The organism is Herbaspirillum seropedicae, assembly GCF_001040945.1.
Taxonomy (GTDB): Bacteria; Pseudomonadota; Gammaproteobacteria; order Burkholderiales; family Burkholderiaceae_D; genus Herbaspirillum; species Herbaspirillum seropedicae.
Map to the genome: position 1 here is coordinate 102,617 of NZ_CP011930.1, position 24,319 is coordinate 126,935.

The window sequence follows — 24,319 nt, forward strand, 5'->3', positions numbered from 1 at the left end:
CCTAGCCTCATGAAAATCGCTTTCCTCGCCGATCCACTGGATACGTTCAAGACGTACAAGGATTCCACCTTCGCCATGATGCGCGAAGCCGCGCGCCGTGGCCACGTCCTCTACGCCTTCGAACAGGCCGACCTGGTGCTGGAAAGCGGGCTGGTGACGGCCAACGCCTGCAAGCTCACGCTCACGGGCGATGCCGATGACTGGTATCGGACCGACAAGCCGGTCTCTTCTTTCCTGTCCGAATTCGATGCGGTCATCGTGCGCAAGGACCCGCCCTTCGACATGGAGTACATCTACACGACCTACCTGCTGGAGCTGGCCGAGAAGCAGGGGGCGCGGGTGTTCAACAAGCCGGCGGCGATCCGCAGCCACAACGAGAAGCTGGCCATCGCCCAGTTCCCGCAATACACCGCGCCGACCCTGGTCACGCGCGACGCCAAGCGCCTGCGCGCCTTCCACGCCGAGCACCAGGACGTGATCCTCAAGCCCCTCGACGGCATGGGCGGCATGGGCATCTTCCGCGTCAAGGCCGATGGCATGAACCTGGGTTCCATCATCGAGACCCTGACCGACAACGGTCAACGCACGATCATGGCGCAGCGTTTCATTCCTCAGATCAGCGCGGGCGACAAGCGTATCCTGCTCATCGGCGGCAAGGTGGTGCCCAATGTGCTGGCACGCATTCCGCAGGGCAATGAAGTGCGCGGCAACCTGGCGGCCGGCGGCCTGGGCCGTGCCCAGCCGGCCTCGGCCCGCGATATCGAGATCGGTGAAGCACTGGGGCCGGTGTTGCATGAGCGCGGCCTGTTGCTGGTAGGATTGGACGCCATCGGCGACTATCTCACCGAGATCAACGTGACCAGCCCGACCTGCTTCCAGGAAATCACCCAGCAGACCGGCTTTGATGTGGCCGCGATGTTCGTGGACGCGCTGGAGGCAGAGGTGGGATCGATCGGTTGATGGGTGCACCAGGAGCAATAGGTACAATGGGTTCGACAGAGCATGACGGGCTGCTCGGGGAAAAGCGCGTCGCATCAGATGGCAACAATTCCATGGTTGGTATTCTTCTCTTGACGCACGCCCCGCTGGGGCAAGCTTTTCTGGCGGCGGCCACCCACGTGTTCCGGGGCAAACCGGAGCAGATCGAGGCCATCGACGTGATCGCCGACCAGAACCCGGCCGAGGTGCAAAAGCTGGCCATCGAGGCGGTCGGTCGCCTCGATGACGGCAGCGGCGTGCTGGTCATCACCGATGTGATGGGCGGCACCCCCTCCAACTGTACGGGCTTCCTGTGCGGCCTGGGCAATGTCCAGGTGATCGCCGGCATCAGCCTGCCCATGTTGCTGAGGGCGCTGACCTATCGCAACGATACGCTGGATGTGGTGGTTGAAATGGCGCTGGCAGGGGGCCAGAATGGTGCAGTGCGGATCGACAATCGCATCCGCGTGGCGGCCTCGGCCTGATGAGGCGTTGTCATTACGTCCGCGCCTGACAAGATAAAAACGAAAGCTGAAAAATGATTCAAAAAGAACTCGAGATCGTCAACAAGCTCGGCCTGCATGCGCGCGCCTCCGCCAAGCTCACGCAACTGGCCGGCAAATTCAAGAGCGAAGTCTGGATGACCTTCAACAAGCGCCGCGTCAACGCCAAGTCCATCATGGGCGTGATGATGCTGGCCGCCGGCAAGGGCAGCATCGTCACCCTGGAAACCAACGGCGCCGACGAGCAGGAATGCTTCAGCGCGCTCGAAGCGCTGATTGCCGACAAGTTCGGCGAAGGCCAGTAAGCCCGTCTCCTGACCGCAATGCGGTATTGCGCCGCAACATGGCGGCGCGGCTGGAATGCTTCTTGCCAAGCGGTGATGGCTGCGCAGCAGGTGCGCGGCACGAAACTATGTTCACCCAGGCTGCCTGTCTTGTCCGTCCTGCTTCCCCGCGCGTCATTGCGATTGCCAAACTGCCATTTGTTCGGTAACTTGCTCGCAGCTACCGCGACCGGGAAACACGGCGGAACATAAGAACACAGGCAGGAGATCACGCGATGGCTTCTTTCAGCTTACATGGAATCGCGGTGTCGCAAGGCATCGCCATCGGCCGCGCCCACTTGATGGCGCCGGCTGCACTGGACGTCAAACACTACCTGATCGCCGCCGACCAGGTCGAGGCCGAGATCGAGCGCCTCAAGAGCGCCGTCAAGGCGGTGCATCAGGAACTGCATACGATCCGTTCCGAATTGCCCAGGGAGGCCCCGCCCGAGCTGGGCGCCTTCATCGACGTCCATTCGCTGATCCTGTCGGACCCGATGCTGGCCGAGGTGCCGCAAGACATCATCCGCCACCGTTACTACAACGCGGAATGGGCGCTGGTGACGCAGATTGAGGAGTTGTCGGCGCAGTTCGACGAGATCGAAGACCCGTATCTGCGCGAGCGCAAGGCCGACATCCAGCAGGTCGGCGAACGCATCCTCAAGGTGCTCACCGGCAGCGCCACCCACCTTCCCCCCAGCGGCGAAGCCGCCGCCAACATCATCATCGTCGCCCACGACATCTCGCCGGCCGACATGCTGCAGTTCCGCGAGAGCACCTTCGCCGGCTTCGTCACCGACCTGGGCGGCCCCAACTCCCACACCGCCATCGTCGCCCGCAGCCTGGCCATTCCGGCTGCCGTGGGCATGCATAACGCCTCGGTGCTGGTCAAGCACGACGATGTGCTGATCATTGACGGCGATGCCGGCGTGGTCATCGTCGATCCCTCGCCGCTGGTGCTGGCGCAGTATCGCGCCCGCCAGGAGCGTCTGCTGCGCGAGCGCAAGAAGCTCTCGCGCCTGAAGAAGACGCCCGCCATCACCCAGGATGGCGAACCCATCACGCTGCTGGCCAACATCGAATTGCCGGGCGACGCGGTTACCGCCTTCGAAGCGGGCGCGATGGGCATCGGCCTGTTCCGGTCGGAGTTTCTTTTCATGGGCCGCGCTGGCCATCTGGAAAAATTTCCTTCCGAAGATGAGCAGTTCGAGCACTACAAGCAGGCGGTCATTGCCATGAAGGGACGGTCGGTGACCATCCGCACGCTGGATGTGGGCGCCGACAAGCCGCTGGACGAGGATGAAGAAACCGCCCTGAACCCGGCCCTGGGCTTGCGCGCGATCCGCTACTGCCTGTCCGAGCCGCAGATGTTCCTCACGCAGTTGCGCGCCATCCTGCGGGCCTCGGCCTTCGGTCCGATCAAGCTGCTGGTGCCGATGATGGCGCATGCCTTCGAAATCGACCAGACGCTGGCCATGATCGACCAGGCCAAGCAGCAACTGCGCGAGCGCAAGCAGAAGTTCGATGAAGAGATTCCGGTAGGTGCGATGATCGAGATCCCGGCTGCCGCGCTGGCGCTGCCGCTGTTCGTCAAGCGGCTCGACTTCCTCTCCATCGGTACCAACGACCTCATCCAGTACACCCTGGCCATCGACCGCGTCGATCACGAGGTGGCCCATCTCTACGATCCCTTGCATCCGGCTGTGCTGTTCCTGCTCTCGACGGTCATCTCGCAGGGGCGCAAGGCCGGCATTCCGGTCTCGGTCTGCGGCGAAATGGCCGGCGACCTGAAGTGGACGCGTCTGCTGCTGGGCATGGGCCTGCTGGAGTTCTCCATGCATCCTTCGCAGATCCTGTCGGTGAAGAACGAGATCCTCAACAGCGACCTGCGTCTGCTGGAGCCGCAGGTGAAGAAGGTGCTGCGCGCCACCGAGCCCGCCGCCATCACTGCGGCCATGACGCAATTGCAGGCACTGCAGGCCGAGCCCGTGGTGACCGAGGCCAAGGTGGCGCGGCGCCGCTGAGGGTGGGCGCCGGCGAGGGCGGCAAGGTGGTTTGACGGGTCTGCCCGAGTTGGGTATTCTTACGCCACTGCGCCGATTTGAACGGTTTGACCAACTTCAGCTTGCGGGCGCCGGGATACTGATCCCATCTAAATGCGGCTAAAGCGAGCTTGGATCAGCTGTTCCTCCCAAGACTGCCCCAGCCCCATCGATGAGTGAGCCCGCAAGCACTGCTTCCGGGCTTTTTTCTTGCCTGCGGCATTGAAGCTCCCAGCCGGTTTGCGGCCAGGCCACCGCTGTACGCGGCCCCGAGTCACTTACGCAGGACTATCATGTCGATCGGAATCGTATCGCCCCAGGTCATGCATTTCGCCGAGCCCTTGCCGCTGCAGGGCGGCTCTGCGCTGGCGGACTATTCGCTGACCTATGAAACCTACGGCACCTTGAATGCCGACAAATCCAATGCCGTGCTGGTCTGCCATGCACTCAATGCTTCGCATCACGTCGCCGGCGTCTATGCCGACGATCCCGACAATGTGGGCTGGTGGGACAACATGGTCGGCCCCGGCAAGTCGCTGGACACCGACCGCTTCTTCGTCATCGGTGTCAACAACCTGGGCTCCTGTTTCGGCTCGACCGGGCCGATGCATGCCAATCCGGCCACTGGCAAGCCCTACGGCGCCGATTTCCCGGTGGTGACGGTGGAAGACTGGGTCAATGCCCAGGCCCGCCTGGCGGACCGCCTGGGCATCACCTGCTTCGCCGCCGTCATGGGCGGCTCGCTGGGCGGCATGCAGGCGCTGGCCTGGAGCATGATGTATCCGGACCGCCTGCGCCATTGTCTGGTGATCGCTTCCACGCCCAAGCTGTCGGCGCAGAACATCGCCTTCAACGACGTGGCGCGGCAGGCCATCCTGACCGATCCGCAGTATCACGGCGGCGACTTCTATGCGCATGGCGTGGTGCCCAAGAATGGCTTGCGGGTGGCGCGCATGGTCGGGCACATCACCTATCTGTCGGATGACGACATGGCCGAGAAATTCGGTCGAGACCTGCGTTCCGGGCAATATCAGTTCGGCTACGGAGTGGATTTCGAGATCGAATCCTATCTGCGTTACCAGGGCGACAAGTTCTCGACCTACTTCGACGCCAATACCTATCTGCTCATCACCAAGGCACTGGACTACTTCGACCCGGCGCGCGAATTCGGCGGTGACCTGGCCAAGGCCTTGGCCTGCACCAAGGCCAAGTTCCTGCTGGTCTCCTTCACCACCGACTGGCGCTTCTCGCCCGAACGCAGCCGCGAGATGGTGCAGGCGCTGGTGGCCAACAAGCGCCGCGTGAGCTATGCCGAGATCGACGCCCCGCACGGGCACGACGCTTTCCTGCTGGACGATGCGCGTTACATGAAGGTGGTGCGTGAATACTATGGAAGCATCTGGACTGAACTGCAGCAGGAGGGCCGCGCATGACTTTCGAACAATTGAGCGCGCTGCGCCCTGACCTGGCCTTCATCGCCCACTGGGTGCGCGAGAAGTCGCAGGTGCTGGACCTGGGTTGCGGCGATGGGGTGATGCTGGATTACCTGCAGAGCGACAAGGGCTGCACCGGCTATGGTGTGGAAATCGACGATGCGCAGATCCCCAAGTGCGTGGCGCGCAATGTGTCGGTGATCCAGCAGGACTTGAATGGCGGGCTGGCCATGTTCGAGGACAATGCCTTCGATACCGTGCTGTGCCTGTCGGCGCTGCAGATGGTCAAGGATGTCGAAGGAACGCTGCGCGAGATCGCCCGGGTCGGGCGCGAGGTGACGGTGTCCTTCCCCAACTTCGCCTACTGGCCGCACCGCGTGGCGCTGCTGCGGGGGCGTATGCCCGTGTCCAGGAGCCTGCCGTACCAGTGGTATGATACGCCCAACCTGCGCTGCGCCACGATCAGGGACTTCGAGGCGCTGGCCAACGAGCTGGGGCTGGAAGTGCTGGAATGCGTGGCCTTGAAGGACGGCAAGCCGGTGCGCTACCTGCCCAACTGGCGCGGGAGCCTGGCCGTGTTCAGGTTGCGCAAGAAGTAGGGCGCCACTGCCTTTGCCTCTGTCTACGCCGGTCGGGCCGCGTCTCATCGCTGGCCGCCGGCGTTTTTCATTTCTCTCTCTGTTTTCGATTCGGCCTGCCCATGACCGCACCTGCCGCTTCCTGGCATCAATACCTGAACCGGCGCATGCTCATCTGCGTCTTCCTCGGCTTCACTTCCGGTCTCCCCTTGTTCATCCTGCTGAGCCTGTTGCAGGCGTGGCTGGCCAAATCGGGCCTGAACGTGAAGACGCTGGGGCTGTTTGCGCTGGTGATGTTCCCCTACACCTGGAAGTTCGTCTGGTCGCCCCTGATGGATCGCTTCCACTTCGGCGGTATGGGGCGGCGGCGCGGATGGATGGTGTTCACCCAGTTGCTGCTGTTCCTTTCCATCGGCGGCATGGGCATGCTCGATCCGCTCACCGATGTGAGCACGATTGCCTTCATGGCCTCGGTGGTGGCCTTCCTCTCGGCCAGCCAGGATATCGCCATCGACGCCTACCGGCGCGAAATCCTGCCCGAAGCCGAGCTGGGCCTGGGCAGCGCCATCCACGTCAATGCCTACAAGCTCTCCGGCATGGTGCCGGGCGCCTTGTCGCTGGTGCTGGCCGACCAGATGCCGTGGCCGACCGTGTTCTGGATCACCGCCGCCTTCATGCTGCCGGGACTGCTGTGCTCGCTGCTGGTCAAGGAGCCCAAGGTCTACGGTACGCCCCCCAAGAGCCTGACCGAAGCGGTGGTGCTGCCCTTCCGGGAATTCATCGCCCGTGGCGGCTGGGGCAATGCGCTGTGGGTGCTGGGCTTCATCTTCCTCTACAAGCTGGGAGACAGCATGGCCACCGCCCTGGCCACCAAGTTCTACATCGACCTGGGCTTCTCCATGACCGAGATCGGCGTGGTCTCCAAGACCACCAGCCTGTGGGCCAGCGTGGCCGGCGGCATCATCGGCGGCATCTGGATGGTGCGGCTGGGGATCAATCGCGGCTTGTGGGTGTTCGGGGTGCTGCAGGCGGTGCCCATCCTCGGGTTTGCCTGGCTGGCCCATGTCGGCGCCAACCTGCCGGTGCTGGCGGTGGTGATCGGGCTGGAAGCCTTTGGCGTGGGACTGGGAACGACGGCCTTCGTGGCTTACATCATGCGCGAGACCGATCCGCGCTATACCGCCACCCAGTTTGCCCTGTTCACCAGTTTGATGGCCGTGCCTCGTACTTTTGTGAATTCTTCGGTGGGATATATCGTCGCCGATACCGGCTGGCTAAATTTTTTTCTGATTTGTTTCGTTCTGGCCTTGCCTGGAATGCTGATGTTGCCTAGAATTGCGCCCTGGAATGAAAAGCCGGTTGAGTCGCAGACACAAAAAGCCTGAAGATTCGAAAAAACGTCGCGGGTCGTTCCTCTGAGCAATATCCGGCAGTCAGTAAAATATTTTGCCTCGAAGCGAAAAATTGGTTGACAGTCTAGAGATGTTCCTCTATAGTTTTGAGTTCCCTGCACGGAGAGGTGGCCGAGTGGTTAATGGCAGCAGACTGTAAATCTGCCCTCTTACGAGTACGCTGGTTCGAATCCAGCCCTCTCCACCATTAGGCCGGGAGTCAAAGCAGTCTGCAGTACATACGCGATCGAAAGACGCGGCGGTTGTGAAGTGAAGGTTGTTTCCTCGCGGGTGTAGCTCAATGGTAGAGCTGAAGCCTTCCAAGCTTAAGACGAGGGTTCGATTCCCTTCACCCGCTCCAAGTTTTGGTCCGGTTGCATGTTTGGTTGTTGTGCAGTCGGAAAAATGCCCTTGTAGCTCAGTGGTAGAGCACTCCCTTGGTAAGGGAGAGGCCACGTGTTCAATCCACGTCAAGGGCACCAGTTTCTCGTCGTATCGCTGACAAGTCAGTAATCAGTCGGGCGTGTTGCCTGGACATTCTCATCAAATCTAGGAGTCTAAGATGGCAAAAGGCAAGTTTGAACGGACCAAGCCGCACGTGAACGTCGGCACCATCGGTCACGTTGACCACGGCAAGACCACCCTGACCGCTGCAATCGCAACCGTTCTGTCGAAGAAGTTCGGCGGCGAAGCGAAGGCCTACGACCAGATCGACGCAGCGCCTGAAGAAAAGGCCCGCGGCATCACCATCAACACCGCGCACGTCGAATACGAAACCGCAAACCGTCACTACGCACACGTTGACTGCCCAGGCCACGCCGACTATGTGAAGAACATGATCACCGGCGCAGCGCAGATGGACGGCGCGATCCTGGTGTGCTCGGCCGCTGACGGCCCGATGCCCCAGACCCGTGAACACATCCTGCTGTCCCGCCAGGTTGGCGTGCCTTACATCATCGTCTTCCTGAACAAGGCTGACATGGTGGACGACGCTGAACTGCTGGAACTGGTGGAAATGGAAGTCCGTGAACTGCTGTCGAAGTACGAGTTCCCTGGCGACGACCTGCCCATCGTGAAGGGTTCGGCCAAGCTGGCGCTGGAAGGCGACACCGGTCCCCTGGGCGAGCAAGCCATCATGGCCCTGGCCGAAGCACTGGACACCTACATCCCGACCCCGGAACGTGCCGTTGACGGTACCTTCCTGATGCCGGTGGAAGACGTGTTCTCGATCTCCGGCCGTGGCACCGTGGTGACCGGTCGCGTTGAGCGCGGCATCATCAAGGTCGGCGAAGAAATCGAAATCGTCGGTATCGCTGACACCCAGAAGACCACCTGCACCGGCGTGGAAATGTTCCGCAAGCTGCTGGACCAAGGTCAAGCTGGCGACAACGTTGGCGTGCTGCTGCGCGGCACCAAGCGTGAAGACGTGCAGCGTGGCCAGGTTCTGGCCAAGCCGGGTTCGATCAAGCCGCACAAGCACTTCACCGGCGAGATCTATGTTCTGTCGAAGGATGAAGGCGGCCGTCACACCCCGTTCTTCAACAACTACCGTCCGCAGTTCTACTTCCGTACCACCGACGTGACCGGTGCGATCGAACTGCCGAAGGACAAGGAAATGGTCATGCCGGGCGACAACGTGTCGATCACCGTGCAACTGATCAACCCGATCGCTATGGAAGAAGGTCTGCGCTTCGCTATCCGTGAAGGCGGTCGTACCGTCGGCGCCGGCGTGGTTGCCAAGATCTTCGACTAAGATCAAGCTGTAAAACACTTTGCCGCGGTGCGTAATGTATCGCGGCATTCGTGTCTCAATCGCGAGTTTTTGTAGGGGCGTAGCTCAATTGGCAGAGCGTCGGTCTCCAAAACCGAAGGTTGGGGGTTCGATGCCCTCCGCCCCTGCCACCGAATCTGGTGCAGGGTACTGAAAGTAAATATGTCTAGCCAGCCAGTTCAAACCGTCAACACCTCCAACGACAAGATCAAGATCGCCCTGGCGATCGTGGCTGTGGTTGCAGGCGTGGTCGGTTTTTTTGTGTTGTCTGATCAGTCGACTCCGGTGCGCGCTGTCGCCCTGGTCGCCGGTCTGCTGGTGGCTGTGGCGTTTGCCTGGACCTCTGCACAAGGCCGCGGCTTCGTCGGTTTCGCCAAGGAGTCCGTGCGCGAAACCAAGAAAGTCGTCTGGCCCACCCGCAAGGAAGCCATGCAGATCACTGCGGTGGTCTTCGCCTTCGTGCTGATCATGGCGATCTTCCTGTGGGGTACGGACAAGCTGCTCGAGTTCCTGTTGTACGACGTAATTTTGGGCTGGAAATAACATGAGCGATAGCACGCAAGACAGCGCACCGATTGGTGCGCAAAGCGTTTCAGGCGCAGGAAAAAAGCGCTGGTACGTGGTGCATGCGTATTCCGGCATGGAAAAGAGCGTGCAGCGCGCGCTGACCGAGCGCATCAACCGCGCCGGCATGCAAGAACAGTTCGGCCAGATCCTGGTGCCGACTGAAGAAGTCGTTGATATGAAGAATGGTCACAAGTCCGTGACCGAACGTCGTTTCTTCCCGGGCTACGTCCTGGTCGAGATGGAAATGACGGATGAGACCTGGCACCTGGTGAAGAATACCGCCAAAGTGACCGGTTTCATCGGTGGCAAGTCGAACCGCCCGACCCCGCTGCCGCCGCACGAAGTCGATTCGCTGCTGCGCCAGATGCAGGAAGGCGTCGAGAAGCCCCGCCCGAAGGTGCTCTACGAAGTGGGCGAAATGGTCCGCATCAAGGAAGGCCCGTTCACCGACTTCAACGGCAACGTCGAGGAAGTGAACTACGAGAAATCGCGCGTGCGCGTCTCGGTCACCATCTTCGGTCGCGCCACCCCGGTCGAACTCGAATTCGGCCAACTGGAAAAAGTCTGATCCCGCCCTCCGGAATCCCGCCTTTCCCTGTCAAGTTTTCAACGCCCGCTGGAGCGTACCGGACAAGTCATCGTCCACCCATCCAGCTATCCGAGGAGCCGCAGTAAGGAGCCGCAAGGCGAATGACACGGCGCTACAACTCAATCAATAAGGAGCCGTCATGGCAAAGAAGATTATTGGTTTTATCAAGCTGCAAGTGCCAGCTGGTAAAGCGAACCCGTCCCCCCCGATCGGCCCGGCCCTGGGTCAGCGCGGTCTGAACATCATGGAGTTCTGCAAGGCCTTCAACGCCCAGACTCAAGGTGTCGAACCCGGTCTGCCGATTCCGGTCGTGATCACCGCCTTCGCGGACAAGTCCTTCACCTTCGTGATGAAGACCCCGCCGGCGACCATCCTGATCAAGAAGGCTGCTGGTATCCAGAAGGGTTCCTCCAAGCCGCATACCGACAAGGTCGGCAAGATCACCCGCAAGCAAGCGGAAGAGATCGCAACCCAGAAGAAGCCGGACCTGACCGCTGCTGATCTGGAAGCTGCCGTGCGTACCATCGCTGGTTCCGCACGTTCGATGGGCATCACGGTGGAGGGTCTGTAATGGCTAAGGTATCCAAGCGCGTCAAGGCAATGAAGGAAAAGGTCGATCGTACCAAGGCCTATCCGTTCGACAATGCCGTTTCCCTGATCAAGGAATTCGCAACCGCCAAGTTCAACGAATCGATCGACGTGTCCGTCCAGCTGGGCGTGGACGCGAAGAAGTCGGACCAAGTGGTCCGTGGTTCGGTGGTGCTGCCTGCCGGTACCGGCAAGACCGTTCGCGTGGCCGTGTTCGCCTCCGGCGACAAGGCTGAAGCTGCCAAGGCAGCCGGCGCTGACGTGGTCGGCATGGAAGATCTGGCAGAGCGCGTGAAGGCCGGCGACATGCCGTTCGACATCGTCATCGCTTCGCCCGACACCATGCGTATCGTCGGTACCCTGGGTCAGATCCTGGGCCCCCGTGGCCTGATGCCTAACCCGAAGGTTGGCACCGTGACCCCGGACGTGGCTACTGCCGTCAAGAACGCCAAGGCTGGTCAAGTGCAATACCGTACCGACAAGTCCGGTATCATCCACGCCACCATCGGCCGCAAGTCGTTCTCCGACGCCGATCTGAAGGCCAACCTGCTGGCCCTGATCGATGCCCTGAACAAGGCCAAGCCGGCCAGCAGCAAGGGTGTGTACCTGCGCAAGATCGCTCTGTCGTCCACCATGGGCGCTGGCGTTCGCGTGGACCAGGCTTCCCTGGCCGCCTAAGCAAGCAATACAGTCCCCGTTTCCGTGAGGAAGCGGGGCATCTCTTTGGGCTGTCGCAGTGCATTGCAATCAGCGATGGATTGCGGCAGGCCTTCAAAGACCGTTGGGCGGAAGCCGGCAGCAACAAGCCGGTCGAAGTTAAAAACGCTGTACGCAAGTGCGGTGGACCCAACGCAGATGGTGAACCCGAGCAAGTTTCGTAGTCTCAGGCAGCATATTCAGTTTTGCCCTATGCTGCAGTGAACTCCTAAACGTCGGACGCCGTGTTCGAACCGGTGCAAGGCAAGCAGGCAATGGCCTGTGTAGTGGCCGAGTACTATTTTTGGAGGTTGATCTTGAGTCTCAATCTGAATGACAAGAAGGCCGTCGTCGCCGAAGTTTCCGCAAAGGTTGCATCTGCGCAAACGATCGTCGTGGCCGAATACCGTGGCATCCAGGTTGGTTCCTTGACGCAACTGCGCGCACAAGCGCGTGCCCAAGGCGTGTACCTGCGCGTGTTGAAAAACACGCTGGCTCGTCGCGCCATCGAAGGCACGAAGTTTGCCGACCTCGCCCCGCAACTGACCGGTCCGCTGATCTACTCGATCTCGGAAGATGCCGTGGCCGCTGCCAAAGTCGTGTCCGACTTTGCCAAGACCAACGACAAGCTGGTTGTGAAGGCAGGTAACTACGAAGGCAAGCAGCTGGACAAGGCTGCTGTGGCTTCGCTGGCAAACATCCCGTCTCGCGAAGTTCTGCTGGCCCAGGTTCTGGGCATGATGCAGGCTCCGGTGTCGGGCTTTGCGCGCGCTCTGGCTGCCCTGGCAGCCAAGAAGGAAGCCGAAGCCGCATGAGGCAGGGCCGCTTGAAGCGGCCTCGCTCTGCAGTTTCGACGCTTTCGCGTCACTACCAATCTGATGTTATTACCGAAATAAATTTAGGAGTTTCAAATGGCAATTAGCAAAGAAGACATCCTGGAAGCCGTTGGCGCGCTGTCCGTGATGGAACTGAATGACCTGGTCAAGGCATTCGAAGAGAAGTTTGGTGTTTCCGCTGCCGCGATGGCCGCTCCGGCCGCCGGTGGCGCTGCTGGTGGTGGTGCTGCCGCTGCTGAAGAACAGACCGAATTCACCGTTGTGCTGGCTGAAGTCGGCGCCAACAAGGTCGGCGTCATCAAGGCCGTCCGTGAAATCACCGGCCTGGGTCTGAAGGAAGCCAAGGATCTGGTTGACGGTGCACCGAAGCCGGTCAAGGAAGGCATCGCCAAGGCTGACGCTGAAGCTGCCAAGAAGAAGCTGGAAGAAGCTGGCGCCAAGGCCGAACTGAAGTAATTCTCTTGCCTACCAAGGCGAGTCATTACTCCGGAGTCAAAGTGCAGAATCCCTTGAAAAAGGGATTCGGCTTTGGCTCCTTTGTCGTTTCTTATTTTTGCTGGTGACGTTGACGCGCCGCAGTATTCGTTGTCGGGAATATTAAGCGCGATCTCAGCAAAAAACTAGGGTAGACATTTGAAGATTTGAGTGCCGATGGCCCGGACTGCTTTGCCGGCAAGTCGCGCGGTCTGATCGAATCTTGAATTCTCTATCCTTCCTGTCACTCACGGAGTGTCCATGCACTACTCATTTACTGAGAAGAAGCGCATTCGCAAATCCTTCGCGAAACGCGCAAACGTCCACAACGTTCCGTTCCTGCTCGCGACTCAGATCGAGTCGTATCAGAATTTCCTGCAACCCGAACGTGCAGCATCGGAGCGCAAGAACGAAGGCCTGCAATCGGCTTTCACCTCGATTTTCCCCATCGTGTCGCACAATGGTTTTGCGCGCCTCGAATTCCTGTCGTATGTGCTGGGCGCTCCGCCGTTTGACGTCAAAGAGTGCCAACAACGTGGCCTGACCTTCGCGTCCCCGCTGCGCGCCAAGGTGCGCCTGGTGATCCTGGACAAGGAATCGCCCACCAAGCCGGTCGTCAAGGAAATGAAGGAACAGGAAGTCTACATGGGCGAACTGCCCCTGATGACCACCACCGGTTCCTTCGTCATCAACGGCACCGAGCGCGTGATCGTCTCCCAGCTGCACCGCTCCCCGGGCGTGTTCTTCGAACACGACCGCGGCAAGACGCATTCGTCCGGCAAGCTGCTGTTCTCGGCCCGCATCATTCCTTACCGTGGCTCCTGGCTGGACTTCGAATTCGATCCGAAGGACATCCTGTTCTTCCGCGTCGACCGCCGCCGCAAGATGCCGGTGACGATCCTGCTCAAGGCCATTGGCATGACCTCCGAGCAGATCCTGGCGAACTTCTTCGTCTTCGACAACTTCAACCTGCACGCCGAAGGCGCGGACATGGAGTTCGTCTCCGAGCGCCTGCGCGGTGAAGTCGCACGTTTCGACATCACCGACAAGTCGGGCAAGGTGATGGTCGCCAAGGACAAGCGCATCAACGCTAAGCACGTGCGTGACATCGAAGCCGCCGGCATCAAGCACATCTCCGTGCCTGAGGACTACCTGCTGGGCCGCGTGCTGGCCAAGAACATCGTCGATCCGGAAACCGGTGAAGTCGTGGCCAGCGCCAACGACGAGCTGACCGAAGAACTGCTGGCCAAGCTGCGCGAAGCCAACATCTCGGCCATCCAGACCCTGTACACCAACGACCTGGACCAGGGCGGCTACATCTCGCAGACCCTGCGCACCGACGACACCGCCGACCAGACCGCTGCACGCGTGGCGATCTATCGCATGATGCGTCCTGGCGAACCACCGACCGAAGAGTCCGTGGAAGCCCTGTTCAACGGCCTGTTCTACAGCGAAGACCGCTACGACCTGTCGGCCGTGGGCCGCATGAAGTTCAACCGTCGCGTCGGTCGCGATGAGCTGACCGGCACCATGACCCTGTCCAATGACGACATCCTGGCCGTCATCAAGATCCTGGTCGAACTGCGTAACGGCCGCGGCGAAGTCGATGACATCGACCACCTGGGTAACCGTCGCGTGCGTTGCGTGGGCGAACTGGCCGAGAACCAGTTCCGTGCAGGTCTCGTGCGCGTGGAGCGCGCTGTCAAGGAACGCCTGGGCCAAGCCGAGGCGGACAACCTGATGCCGCACGACCTGATCAACTCCAAGCCGATCTCGGCCGCCATCCGTGAGTTCTTCGGTTCGTCGCAGTTGTCGCAGTTCATGGACCAGACCAACCCGCTGTCGGAAATCACGCACAAGCGCCGCGTTTCCGCTCTGGGCCCTGGCGGTCTGACCCGCGAACGCGCCGGCTTCGAAGTGCGCGACGTGCACCCGACCCACTACGGCCGCGTCTGCCCGATCGAAACGCCTGAAGGCCCGAACATCGGCCTGATCAACTCGCTGGCGCTGTACGCCCGCCTGAACGAATACGGTTTCCTGGAAACCCCGTACCGCAAGGTCGAGGGCAGCAAGGTCACCAACCAGATCGACTACCTGTCGGCCATCGAAGAAGGTCGTTACGTGATCGCCCAGGCGAACGCGACCATCGACGGCGAAGGCAAGCTGTCCGACGAACTGGTGTCGGCCCGTGAAGCCGGCGAAACCATCCTGGTCTCGCCGGAACGCGTGCAGTACATGGACGTGGCCCCGGGCCAGGTGGTGTCGGTGGCGGCCTCGCTGATTCCGTTCCTGGAGCACGATGACGCGAACCGTGCACTGATGGGCGCCAACATGCAGCGCCAGGCCGTGCCCTGCCTGCGTCCGGAAAAGCCGCTGGTCGGCACCGGCATCGAGCGTACCGTGGCAGTCGACTCCGGTACCACCGTGCAAGCCCTGCGTGGCGGCGTGGTGGACTACGTCGATGCAGGCCGTGTGGTGATCCGCGTCAACGACGACGAAGCGCAAGCTGGCGAAGTCGGTGTGGACATCTACAACCTGATCAAGTACACCCGTTCCAACCAGAACACCAACATCAACCAGCGCCCGATCGTCAAGATCGGTGACCGCGTGGCCAAGCATGACGTGATCGCCGACGGCGCCTCGACCGACATGGGCGAGCTGGCGCTGGGCCAGAACATGCTGGTGGCGTTCATGCCCTGGAACGGCTACAACTTCGAAGACTCGATCCTGATCTCCGAAAAGGTCGTGGCTGATGACCGCTACACCTCGATCCACATCGAGGAACTGTCGGTGGTGGCGCGTGACACCAAGCTGGGTGCAGAAGAAATCACCCGCGACATCTCCAACCTGGCCGAGAACCAACTGGCCCGTCTGGATGAGTCGGGTATCGTCTACATCGGCGCGGAAGTCGAAGCTGGCGACACCCTGGTCGGTAAGGTCACCCCCAAGGGCGAGACCCAGCTGACTCCGGAAGAGAAGCTGCTGCGCGCGATCTTCGGCGAGAAGGCCTCCGACGTGAAGGACACCTCGCTGCGCGTGCCCTCTGGCATGGTCGGCACCGTCATCGACGTGCAGGTGTTCACCCGCGAAGGCATCCAGCGCGACAAGCGCGCCCAGCAGATCATCGACGATGAACTCAAGCGCTATCGCCTGGACCTGAACGACCAGCTGCGTATCGTGGAAGGCGATGCCTTCCAGCGTCTGGAGCGTCTCTTGATCGGCAAGGTCGCCAACGGCGGCCCCAAGAAGCTGGTCAAGGGCACCAAGCTGGACAAGGCCTACCTGGACGATCTGGACAAGTTCCACTGGTTCGACATCCGCCCGGCCGACGACGACATCGCCAACGCACTGGAAGCCATCAAGGAATCCATCGCCGAGAAGCGTCACCAGTTCGACCTGGCCTTCGAAGAGAAGCGCAAGAAGCTGACCCAGGGCGATGAACTGCCGCCGGGCGTGCAGAAGATGGTCAAGGTCTACCTGGCTGTGAAGCGTCGCCTGCAGCCTGGCGACAAGATGGCCGGTCGTCACGGTAACAAGGGTGTGGTTTCGCGCATCCTGCCGATCGAAGACATGCCGCACATGGCCGACGGTACCCCCGCCGACATCGTGCTGAACCCGCTGGGCGTGCCCTCGCGTATGAACGTTGGCCAGGTGCTGGAAGTTCACCTGGGCTGGGCCGCCAAGGGTCTGGGCCTGCGTCTGGGCGAGATGGTGCAGGCGCAAGCCAAGGTTGCGGAACTGCGCAAGTTCCTGACCACCATCTACAACGAATCGGGCAAGCAGGAAGAGCTGGATTCGTTCACCGATGAAGAAATCATCGAGCTGGTGGAAAACCTGAAGAAGGGCGTGCCCTTCGCGACCCCGGTGTTCGACGGCGCGCATGAAGAAGAAACCCGCCGCATGCTCGATCTGGCCTATCCGGACCCGATCGCCAAGCAGCTGGGCATGACCCCGTCGAAGAACCAGGTCACGATGTATGACGGCCGTACCGGTGAAGCCTTCGAGCGCACCGTGACCGTCGGCTACATGCACTACCTGAAGCTGCACCACCTGGTCGACGACAAGATGCACGCCCGTTCCACCGGCCCGTACTCGCTGGTGACCCAGCAGCCGCTGGGCGGCAAGGCGCAGTTCGGCGGCCAGCGTTTCGGCGAAATGGAAGTGTGGGCGCTGGAAGCGTACGGCGCGTCCTACGTCCTGCAGGAAATGCTGACGGTCAAGTCCGACGACGTGAACGGCCGTACCAAGGTCTACGAGAACCTGGTCAAGGGCGACCACGTGATCGATGCCGGTATGCCGGAATCCTTCAACGTGTTGGTCAAGGAAATCCGCTCGCTGGGTATCGACATCGACCTGGAACGCGAATGATGTAAAGGGGTGCGCGGCGCAGGCTGCGCACCCCGCCGGTTTTTCCGGCGAACCAAGAATTCAAGAATTCAGTATTCAGTTTTGACGCATCGCTCCACGGGCGATGTGAACGAATCAAGAGATTCAAGAGATTCAAGCGAAGTACGGCAGTAAGCTGGGGAGGTCTGTCCCGGTATCGAGCGGCACCACGAAGCAGAGGCTTCGCTGGCTCTCCCGCCGATGCGAACAGGGTTAAGCAGGGTGAACCGGCCACACGTAAATTTAGTTTTTTCACGCCAACCTGGAGTGATACATGAAAGCACTGCTCGATCTATTCAAGCAAGTCCAGCAAAACGAACAATTCGACGCGATCAAGATCGGTCTGGCTTCGCCTGACAAGATCCGCTCGTGGTCCTTCGGCGAAGTCAAGAAGCCGGAAACCATCAACTACCGTACCTTCAAGCCCGAGCGCGACGGCCTGTTCTGCGCCAAGATCTTCGGCCCCATCAAGGACTATGAGTGCCTGTGCGGCAAATACAAGCGCCTGAAGCACCGTGGCGTGATCTGCGAGAAGTGCGGCGTGGAAGTGACCCTGGCCAAGGTGCGTCGTGAGCGCATGGGCCACATCGAGCTGGCGTCCCCGACTGCCCACATCTGGTTCCTGAAGTCGCTGCCGTCCCGTCTGGGCATGGTGCTGGACATGACCCTGCGCGACATCGAGCGCGTGCTGTACTTCGAAGCCTACGTCGTGACCGATCCTGGCATGACCCCGCTGAAGAAGTGCCAGATCATGTCCGAAGACGACTACGCCGCCAAGTACGAAGAGTACGGCGACGACTTCATCGCCTTCATGGGCGCCGAAGGTATCCGCGAACTGCTGCGCTCGATCGATATCGACCGCGAAGCGGAAACCCTGCGCCAGGAACTGAAGGACTCCAAGTCCGAAGCCAAGATCAAGAAGTACGCCAAGCGCCTGAAGGTGCTGGAGGCGTTCCAGCGCTCGGGCATCAAGCCCGAGTGGATGATCATGGAAGTGCTGCCCGTGCTGCCGCCGGAACTGCGTCCGCTGGTGCCGCTGGATGGCGGCCGCTTCGCGACCTCCGACCTGAACGACCTGTACCGCCGCGTCATCAACCGTAACAACCGTCTGAAGCGCCTGATGGAACTGCGCGCGCCTGAAATCATCACGCGCAACGAAAAGCGCATGTTGCAGGAAGCGGTGGACTCGCTGCTGGACAACGGTCGTCGCGGCAAGGCCATGACCGGCGCCAACAAGCGTCCGCTGAAGTCGCTGGCCGAAATGATCAAGGGCAAGGGCGGTCGTTTCCGTCAGAACCTGCTGGGCAAGCGCGTGGACTACTCGGGCCGTTCGGTCATCGTGGTGGGCCCGCAGCTCAAGCTGCACCAGTGCGGCCTGCCCAAGCTGATGGCCCTGGAACTGTTCAAGCCCTTCATCTTCAACAAGCTGGAACTGATGGGTCTGTCGACCACCATCAAGGCCGCCAAGAAGCTGGTGGAAGCGCAAGAGCCGGTGGTCTGGGACATCCTGGAAGAAGTCATCCGCGAACACCCGGTCATGCTGAACCGCGCGCCGACCCTGCACCGTCTGGGCATCCAGGCGTTCGAGCCGGTCCTGATCGAAGGCAAGGCGATCCAGCTGCACCCGCTGGTGTGCGCCGCGTTCAACGCCGACTTCGACGGCGACCAGATGGCCGTGCACGTGCCGCTGTCGATCGAAGCGCAGATGGAAGCCCGCACCCTGATGCTGGCCTCCAACAACATCCTGTTCCCGTCCAACGGCGAACCGTCGATCGTGCCGTCCCAGGATATCGTGCTGGGTCTGTACTATGCCACCCGTGAAGCCATCAACGGCAAGAACGAAGGCATGATGTTCCAGGACGTGTCGGAAGTCATCCGCGCCTACGACAACAAGGAAGTCGAGCTGGCCACCCGTATCACGGTGCGTATCGTGGAACACCCGAAGGACCCGGTCACCGGCGAATTCGTGCGTACCGTCAAGCGCTACGAGACCACCATCGGCCGCGCCATCCTCTCCGAGATCCTGCCCAAGGGCCTGCCGTTCTCGGTGCTGAACCGCGCGTTGAAGAAGAAGGAAATCTCGAAGCTGATCAACACGTCCTTCCGCAAGTGCGGTCTGCGTGCCACCGTCGTGTTTGCCGACCAGCTGATGCAGTCGGGCTTCCGCCTGGCGACCCGCGCCGGTATCTCCATCTGCGTGGACGACATGCTTGTGCCGCCGCAAAAGGCCACCCTGATCGCCGCTGCCGAGTCCGAAGTCAAGCAGATCGAACAGCAGTACTCCTCGGGTCTGGTGACCGCAGGCGAGCGCTACAACAAGGTCGTGGACATCTGGGGCAAGGCCGGCGACGAAGTCGGCAAGGCCATGATGGACCAGCTGAAGGTGGAAGACGTCATCACCCGCGAAGGCAAGAAGACCACCCAGGAATCGTTCAACGCGATTTACATGATGGCCGACTCCGGCGCCCGTGGTTCGGCTGCCCAGATCCGCCAGCTGGCCGGTATGCGCGGCCTGATGGCCAAGCCTGACGGCTCCATCATCGAGACGCCCATTACCGCGAACTTCCGCGAAGGCCTGAACGTGTTGCAGTACTTCATCTCGACGCACGGCGCCCGTAAGGGTCTGGCCGACACCGCGCTGAAGACCGCCAACTCCGGTTACCTGACCCGTCGTCTGGTGGACGTGACCCAGGATCTGGTCGTGATCGAAGACGATTGCGGCACCTCCAACGGTTCGGCCATGAAGGCGCTGGTCGAAGGCGGTGAAGTTATCGAAGCCCTGCGCGACCGTATCCTCGGCCGTGTGGCGGCGACCGATATCGTCAACCCGGAAGATCAATCCACCCTGTTCGAAGCCGGCACCCTGCTGGACGAAGACAAGGTCGAAGAGATCGAACGCATGGGTATCGACGAAGTGAAGGTCCGTACTCCGCTGACCTGCGACACCCGCTATGGCCTGTGCGCCAAGTGCTATGGCCGCGACCTGGGCCGTGGCCTGCTGGTGAACTCCGGCGAAGCCGTCGGCGTGGTGGCAGCGCAGTCCATCGGTGAACCGGGTACCCAGCTGACCATGCGTACCTTCCACATCGGTGGTGCGGCATCGCGTGCAGCGGTGGCCTCCTCGGTGGAAGCCAAGTCCAACGGCACCGTGCGCTTCACCGCCACGATGCGTTACGTGACCAATGGCAAGGGCGAGCAGATCGTCATTTCCCGTTCCGGCGAAGTGCTGATCACCGATGACCTGGGCCGTGAGCGCGAGCGTCACAAAGTGCCGTACGGCGCCACCCTGATCGTCAAGGATGGCCTGACCATCAAGGCCGGTACCGCCCTGGCGACCTGGGATCCGCTGACCCGTCCGATCATCACCGAGTACTCCGGTACCGTGAAGTTCGAAAACGTGGAAGAAGGCTCCACCGTGGCCAAGCAGATCGACGAAGTCACCGGTCTGTCGACCCTGGTGGTCATCGATGCGAAGCGTCGTGGTCCGTCCTCCAAGGTCATGCGTCCGCAGGTGAAACTGCTGAACGAACAAGGCGAAGAAGTGAAGATCGCCGGCACCGAACACTCGGTGACCATCGGCTTCCAGGTCGGCGCGCTGATCACCGTCAAGGACGGCCAGCAAGTGCATGTGGGTGAAGTGCTGGCCCGTATCCCGACCGAATCGCAGAAGACCCGTGACATTACCGGTGGTCTGCCGCGCGTGGCCGAGCTGTTCGAAGCCCGTTCGCCCAAGGATGCCGGCATGCTGGCCGAAGTCACTGGTACCGTTGCCTTCGGCAAGGAAACCAAGGGCAAGCAGCGTCTGGAAATCACCGACATGGAAGGCACCAAGCACGAGTTCCTGATCACCAAGGACAAGCAAGTGCTGGTGCACGACGGCCAGGTGGTGAACAAGGGCGAAATGATCGTGGACGGTCCGGCTGACCCGCAGGACATCCTGCGCCTGTTGGGTATCGAAGCGCTGGCACGTTACATCGTCGACGAAGTGCAGGACGTGTACCGTCTGCAGGGCGTGAAGATCAACGACAAGCACATCGAAGTGATCGTGCGCCAGATGCTGCGCCGCGTGCAAGTGGTGGAGCCGGGCGACACCAACTACATCACCGGTGAGCAGGTCGAGCGTTCCGAACTGCTGGACGAGAACGACCGCGTGACCGCCGAAGGCAAGATCCCGGCGACCTACGAAAACGTGCTGCTGGGTATTACCAAGGCATCGCTGTCGACCGACTCCTTCATCTCGGCCGCATCGTTCCAGGAAACCACCCGCGTGCTGACCGAAGCCGCGATCATGGGCAAGAAGGACGGCCTGCGCGGCCTGAAGGAAAACGTCATCGTCGGCCGCCTGATCCCGGCTGGTACTGGCCTGGCCTTCCACCGCGCCCGCAAGGAAAAGGATGCATGGGAAGCCGAAGAGCGCGCAGCACTGCTCGAAGCCGAACGTGCCTCCCGCTCCGAATTCGGCGACGAGGAAATCTCCTCGACCGAATCCATCGGTGGCGGCGAAGGCGAAGCGTAAGCCTCGCATCGCCCGGGTGGTCCGCTTGTATCGGCCACCCGACACGGCAGAAGCTAACAGCTGCAAGAGAAGCGGCGTCGGAAGTCATTCCGGCGCCGTTTTTTTTCGTCCCGCAAGTCCCTTGTCCTTGCTGGGCGTAGGGGGAGCGCAGCGCAGGCATTGCCAACGAAGAGCGAATCTCCTATCATCTTCAAATAATAACGATTCTCATCTGTGCGCGGCATGGGTGAGTGAAAGACAGCATTCATGGCGGCCTGCGTATGCAGGTCGTTTCTTTTCCAAGAGGTAGCCAGCAGTCGCTAGTAACCGATCCAACCAAGGGGTGGTTACAGTGTCTCCATGCAAATCGAGGTGTGCGGCAGCCGTGTTCCTGGCGCTGCAGCAGTGGCTATGCGTCGGCGCCTATGCGCAAGCGGATCAGCCGCAATCCGTTCAATCCAGTTCATCAGATCCTTCCGTCGTGCTGGCGCAGGCCAGCGGCAAGAAGCTGCAGGAGGTGGTCGTCACGGCCAATCGTTCTGGCAGCAGCGATAGCGATCACGCGGCAGCGACCGTCTCGGTCATCAGCGCGGAAGAAATCGAGCAACACAACGCGCGCGACATCAAGGACGCGCTGCGCTACGAGCCAGGCGTGGAAGTGAAGCGCTCGGTCTACCGCATGTCCGGCATTACCGGGCCGGGCGCCACCACCGGACGGGGCGGCAACGAGGGCATCAGCATCCGCGGGCTCGATGGCAATCGTGTGTTGATGCTGGAAGACGGCATCAGCATGCCGCGTTCCTTCAGCTACGGTACGTCCAGCGTCGGGCGCGGAGCCACTACCGATACCGAGCTGTATCGCCGCATCGAGGTGCTGCGCGGACCGGCTTCCTCGCTGTATGGCAGCGATGGTCTGACGGGCGCGGTCAACTTCATCACCAAGGATCCTGCCGACCTGCTGGAGGTGTTCGGCAAGAGCAGCTATTTTTCCTTCAAGCCTTCCTATGACTCCGGTGACCACAGCAGTGGCGCCAGCGCCAGCGCGGCCTGGGGCGGCCAGCAGTGGCAGGGGATGCTCATCCTCAATACGCGTCACGGCAGCCAAGCCGACAACAAGGGCAGCAACGACGTACTCGGCACGGCGCGCACCACACCGGACCCGATGCACTACAACACCCGTTCAGCGCTGGGTAAGCTGGTCTTCCGGCCCAATGGCGTGGACCTGTTCAAGCTGACCCTGCAGGCCACCGAGCAGCGCGACAGTGGCGACAGCCTGTCGGCGCTCACCAATGGCGTGACCCAATATCACACCAGCAGCAAGTCCACCGGCCAGCGCGCCACCTTGGCCTATGAACATGTGGACGCCGAACATCCCTGGGTGCAGAAGATCAAGGCCAGCCTCACCTATCGCAATGCCGACACCGACCAATACACCTATGAGGCCGGGGCCAGCGCCGGCAGCATCGTGCGCCCGCGCTTCCGGGCGGTGGCGTACCAGGACCGCATGAGCGCCGGCAGCCTGCTGGCCGAGAGCAATTTCGGCCCCGACTCTTGGCGGCACAAGCTGGTCTATGGGCTGGACCTGAGCTTGTCGACCCTGCAGGTCAACGCCAACGGTACTGGCTGGAATACGTGCACCGGCACCCAGTATTGCCAGTATTTCCCCAAGACCGAATCGAACCTGCTGGGCGTGTATCTGCAGGATGAGATGCGTACCGGCGCCCTGACCACCATCGCGGGCCTGCGCTACGACAGCTATGAGCTCAAGCCGCAGGCCAGCGCCAAGTACGACGCCCAGCCCATCGCCAATGGCCAGCCGGCGGTGTCCAGTCGCGACAGCGCCTTGTCGCCACGCCTGGCCTTGCTGTATGAAGTGACGCCGGCGTTCATCCCCTACATCCAGTACGCCCGGGGCTTCCGCTCACCGTCGGCGCAGGAGGTCAATTCCTTCTTCAACAATACGGTCTACCGCCAGGTGTCCAATCCTGATCTCAAGCCCGAGACCAGCAACACCGTCGAGCTGGGGCTGCGCGGCAAGCTTGCGCTGGGCGCGGGGGCGTTGCGCTACAGCGCTGCCGCCTACAAGGGAAACTACAGCAACTTCATCGACCTGGTCACAGTCGGCGGCAACCTGACGATGGCCAACCCGACCATCTTCCAGTATCGCAACGCCGCCAAGGCCGAGATCCATGGACTGGAAGGGCGGCTCGACTACCAGATGGACATCGGCTTCTCGCTCAAGAGTGGCTTTGCCTGGACCAAGGGCAGCACCACCAGCAACGGCCTCGAGCGCGGGCTGGAGTCGGTGGCGCCATTGTCGGTGGTGACCGGCTTGCGCTATGAGCGCAGCCAGCAAGGGTTCTTCCAGAGCGACCTGGTCTACAACGCGGCCAAGAAGAAGGAAGACATTCCCACCGCCACCAATTTCGTCTCGCCCGCCTTCTTCGTGATGGACATCTCCGGCGGCTATCACCTGAACCGCAACATGACGCTCTACGCCGGCATCCGCAACCTGTTCGATCGCAAGTACTGGAGCTGGACCGACATCCGCGGCTTGTCGCTGGCCGACAGTGCGGTCAACAAGGACGCCTATACCGAACCCGGCCGCAGCTTCAACCTGAGCCTGAAAATCGAATACTGATCAACGCAGCCACCTGAAAGGAATTTCC

Annotated in this window: 17 protein-coding genes and 4 tRNA genes; all 21 read left to right on the forward strand. The window is 61.2% G+C overall.

Annotated elements, in window-relative coordinates; translation table 11 throughout:
- Positions 1–9: 9 nt before the first annotated feature.
- A complete protein-coding gene (gshB, locus tag ACP92_RS00430) occupies positions 10–960 on the forward strand; it encodes a glutathione synthase (protein ID WP_013232169.1) in 951 nt (316 codons plus the stop codon).
- Positions 961–1,052: 92 nt separating this feature from the next.
- Complete coding sequence (locus ACP92_RS00435) at positions 1,053–1,463, forward strand: PTS sugar transporter subunit IIA (protein ID WP_231944410.1); 411 nt, start codon at positions 1,053–1,055, stop codon at positions 1,461–1,463.
- A gap of 53 nt (positions 1,464–1,516) precedes the next feature.
- Positions 1,517–1,786 (forward strand): HPr family phosphocarrier protein, encoded by a 270-nt coding sequence (locus ACP92_RS00440; RefSeq protein ID WP_013232171.1) that lies wholly within the window; start codon positions 1,517–1,519, stop codon positions 1,784–1,786.
- Between the two features lie 254 nt (positions 1,787–2,040).
- Complete coding sequence (gene ptsP, locus ACP92_RS00445) at positions 2,041–3,828, forward strand: phosphoenolpyruvate--protein phosphotransferase (protein WP_013232172.1); 1,788 nt, start codon at positions 2,041–2,043, stop codon at positions 3,826–3,828.
- Positions 3,829–4,139: 311 nt separating this feature from the next.
- Complete coding sequence (gene metX, locus ACP92_RS00450) at positions 4,140–5,279, forward strand: homoserine O-succinyltransferase MetX (RefSeq protein WP_013232173.1); 1,140 nt, start codon at positions 4,140–4,142, stop codon at positions 5,277–5,279.
- Entirely contained in the window at positions 5,276–5,878 is a 603-nt protein-coding gene (gene metW / locus ACP92_RS00455) for a methionine biosynthesis protein MetW (protein WP_013232174.1), read from the forward strand. The genes metX and metW overlap by 4 nt, the downstream gene beginning before the upstream one ends.
- A gap of 101 nt (positions 5,879–5,979) precedes the next feature.
- Complete coding sequence (locus tag ACP92_RS00460) at positions 5,980–7,242, forward strand: AmpG family muropeptide MFS transporter (protein WP_048348474.1); 1,263 nt, start codon at positions 5,980–5,982, stop codon at positions 7,240–7,242.
- A gap of 128 nt (positions 7,243–7,370) precedes the next feature.
- Positions 7,371–7,456 (forward strand) — tRNA-Tyr (locus tag ACP92_RS00465).
- Positions 7,457–7,535: 79 nt separating this feature from the next.
- A tRNA-Gly gene (locus ACP92_RS00470) sits at positions 7,536–7,609 on the forward strand.
- Positions 7,610–7,655: 46 nt separating this feature from the next.
- Positions 7,656–7,730 (forward strand) — tRNA-Thr (locus tag ACP92_RS00475).
- A gap of 80 nt (positions 7,731–7,810) precedes the next feature.
- A complete protein-coding gene (gene tuf / locus ACP92_RS00480) occupies positions 7,811–9,001 on the forward strand; it encodes an elongation factor Tu (protein WP_008334097.1) in 1,191 nt (396 codons plus the stop codon).
- 73 nt (positions 9,002–9,074) lie between these two features.
- Positions 9,075–9,150, forward strand: a tRNA-Trp gene (locus ACP92_RS00485).
- Between the two features lie 31 nt (positions 9,151–9,181).
- Positions 9,182–9,562 carry a preprotein translocase subunit SecE gene (secE, locus tag ACP92_RS00490; RefSeq protein ID WP_013232176.1) on the forward strand — a complete coding sequence of 127 codons (381 nt, stop codon included), beginning with the start codon at positions 9,182–9,184 and terminating at the stop codon, positions 9,560–9,562.
- A 1-nt stretch (position 9,563) separates the two neighbouring features.
- Complete coding sequence (nusG, locus tag ACP92_RS00495; protein ID WP_013232177.1) at positions 9,564–10,154, forward strand: transcription termination/antitermination protein NusG; 591 nt, start codon at positions 9,564–9,566, stop codon at positions 10,152–10,154.
- 160 nt (positions 10,155–10,314) lie between these two features.
- Positions 10,315–10,746: a 50S ribosomal protein L11 gene (rplK, locus tag ACP92_RS00500; RefSeq protein WP_013232178.1), complete on the forward strand. Its 432-nt coding sequence runs from the start codon at positions 10,315–10,317 to the stop codon at positions 10,744–10,746.
- Positions 10,746–11,441 (forward strand): 50S ribosomal protein L1, encoded by a 696-nt coding sequence (gene rplA, locus ACP92_RS00505; RefSeq protein WP_006465497.1) that lies wholly within the window; start codon positions 10,746–10,748, stop codon positions 11,439–11,441. The genes rplK and rplA overlap by 1 nt, the downstream gene beginning before the upstream one ends.
- A 335-nt stretch (positions 11,442–11,776) precedes the next feature.
- On the forward strand, positions 11,777–12,274 hold the full coding sequence (rplJ, locus tag ACP92_RS00510) for a 50S ribosomal protein L10 (protein WP_041309939.1): 498 nt from the start codon (positions 11,777–11,779) through the stop codon (positions 12,272–12,274).
- Between the two features lie 96 nt (positions 12,275–12,370).
- Positions 12,371–12,751: a 50S ribosomal protein L7/L12 gene (gene rplL / locus ACP92_RS00515; protein WP_008334117.1), complete on the forward strand. Its 381-nt coding sequence runs from the start codon at positions 12,371–12,373 to the stop codon at positions 12,749–12,751.
- A gap of 279 nt (positions 12,752–13,030) precedes the next feature.
- Positions 13,031–17,137, forward strand: a complete 4,107-nt coding sequence (gene rpoB / locus ACP92_RS00520; RefSeq protein WP_013232180.1) for a DNA-directed RNA polymerase subunit beta — start codon at positions 13,031–13,033, stop codon at positions 17,135–17,137.
- A 292-nt stretch (positions 17,138–17,429) separates the two neighbouring features.
- Positions 17,430–21,671 carry a DNA-directed RNA polymerase subunit beta' gene (rpoC, locus tag ACP92_RS00525; RefSeq protein WP_008334119.1) on the forward strand — a complete coding sequence of 1,414 codons (4,242 nt, stop codon included), beginning with the start codon at positions 17,430–17,432 and terminating at the stop codon, positions 21,669–21,671.
- A gap of 364 nt (positions 21,672–22,035) precedes the next feature.
- Complete coding sequence (locus tag ACP92_RS00530) at positions 22,036–24,291, forward strand: TonB-dependent hemoglobin/transferrin/lactoferrin family receptor (RefSeq protein ID WP_240727292.1); 2,256 nt, start codon at positions 22,036–22,038, stop codon at positions 24,289–24,291.
- Positions 24,292–24,319 lie beyond the last annotated feature (28 nt).

Coding starts and splice junctions, on each gene's coding strand:
- rplL (WP_008334117.1), top strand. CDS start 12,371: ATGGCAATTAGCAAAGAAGACATCCTGGAAGCCGTTGGCGCGCTGTCC.
- metW (WP_013232174.1), top strand. CDS start 5,276: ATGACTTTCGAACAATTGAGCGCGCTGCGCCCTGACCTGGCCTTCATC.
- tuf (WP_008334097.1), top strand. CDS start 7,811: ATGGCAAAAGGCAAGTTTGAACGGACCAAGCCGCACGTGAACGTCGGC.
- secE (WP_013232176.1), top strand. CDS start 9,182: ATGTCTAGCCAGCCAGTTCAAACCGTCAACACCTCCAACGACAAGATC.
- gshB (WP_013232169.1), top strand. CDS start 10: ATGAAAATCGCTTTCCTCGCCGATCCACTGGATACGTTCAAGACGTAC.
- ACP92_RS00440 (WP_013232171.1), top strand. CDS start 1,517: ATGATTCAAAAAGAACTCGAGATCGTCAACAAGCTCGGCCTGCATGCG.
- metX (WP_013232173.1), top strand. CDS start 4,140: ATGTCGATCGGAATCGTATCGCCCCAGGTCATGCATTTCGCCGAGCCC.
- nusG (WP_013232177.1), top strand. CDS start 9,564: ATGAGCGATAGCACGCAAGACAGCGCACCGATTGGTGCGCAAAGCGTT.
- ACP92_RS00460 (WP_048348474.1), top strand. CDS start 5,980: ATGACCGCACCTGCCGCTTCCTGGCATCAATACCTGAACCGGCGCATG.
- rplK (WP_013232178.1), top strand. CDS start 10,315: ATGGCAAAGAAGATTATTGGTTTTATCAAGCTGCAAGTGCCAGCTGGT.
- rpoB (WP_013232180.1), top strand. CDS start 13,031: ATGCACTACTCATTTACTGAGAAGAAGCGCATTCGCAAATCCTTCGCG.
- rpoC (WP_008334119.1), top strand. CDS start 17,430: ATGAAAGCACTGCTCGATCTATTCAAGCAAGTCCAGCAAAACGAACAA.
- ptsP (WP_013232172.1), top strand. CDS start 2,041: ATGGCTTCTTTCAGCTTACATGGAATCGCGGTGTCGCAAGGCATCGCC.
- ACP92_RS00435 (WP_231944410.1), top strand. CDS start 1,053: ATGGTTGGTATTCTTCTCTTGACGCACGCCCCGCTGGGGCAAGCTTTT.
- rplA (WP_006465497.1), top strand. CDS start 10,746: ATGGCTAAGGTATCCAAGCGCGTCAAGGCAATGAAGGAAAAGGTCGAT.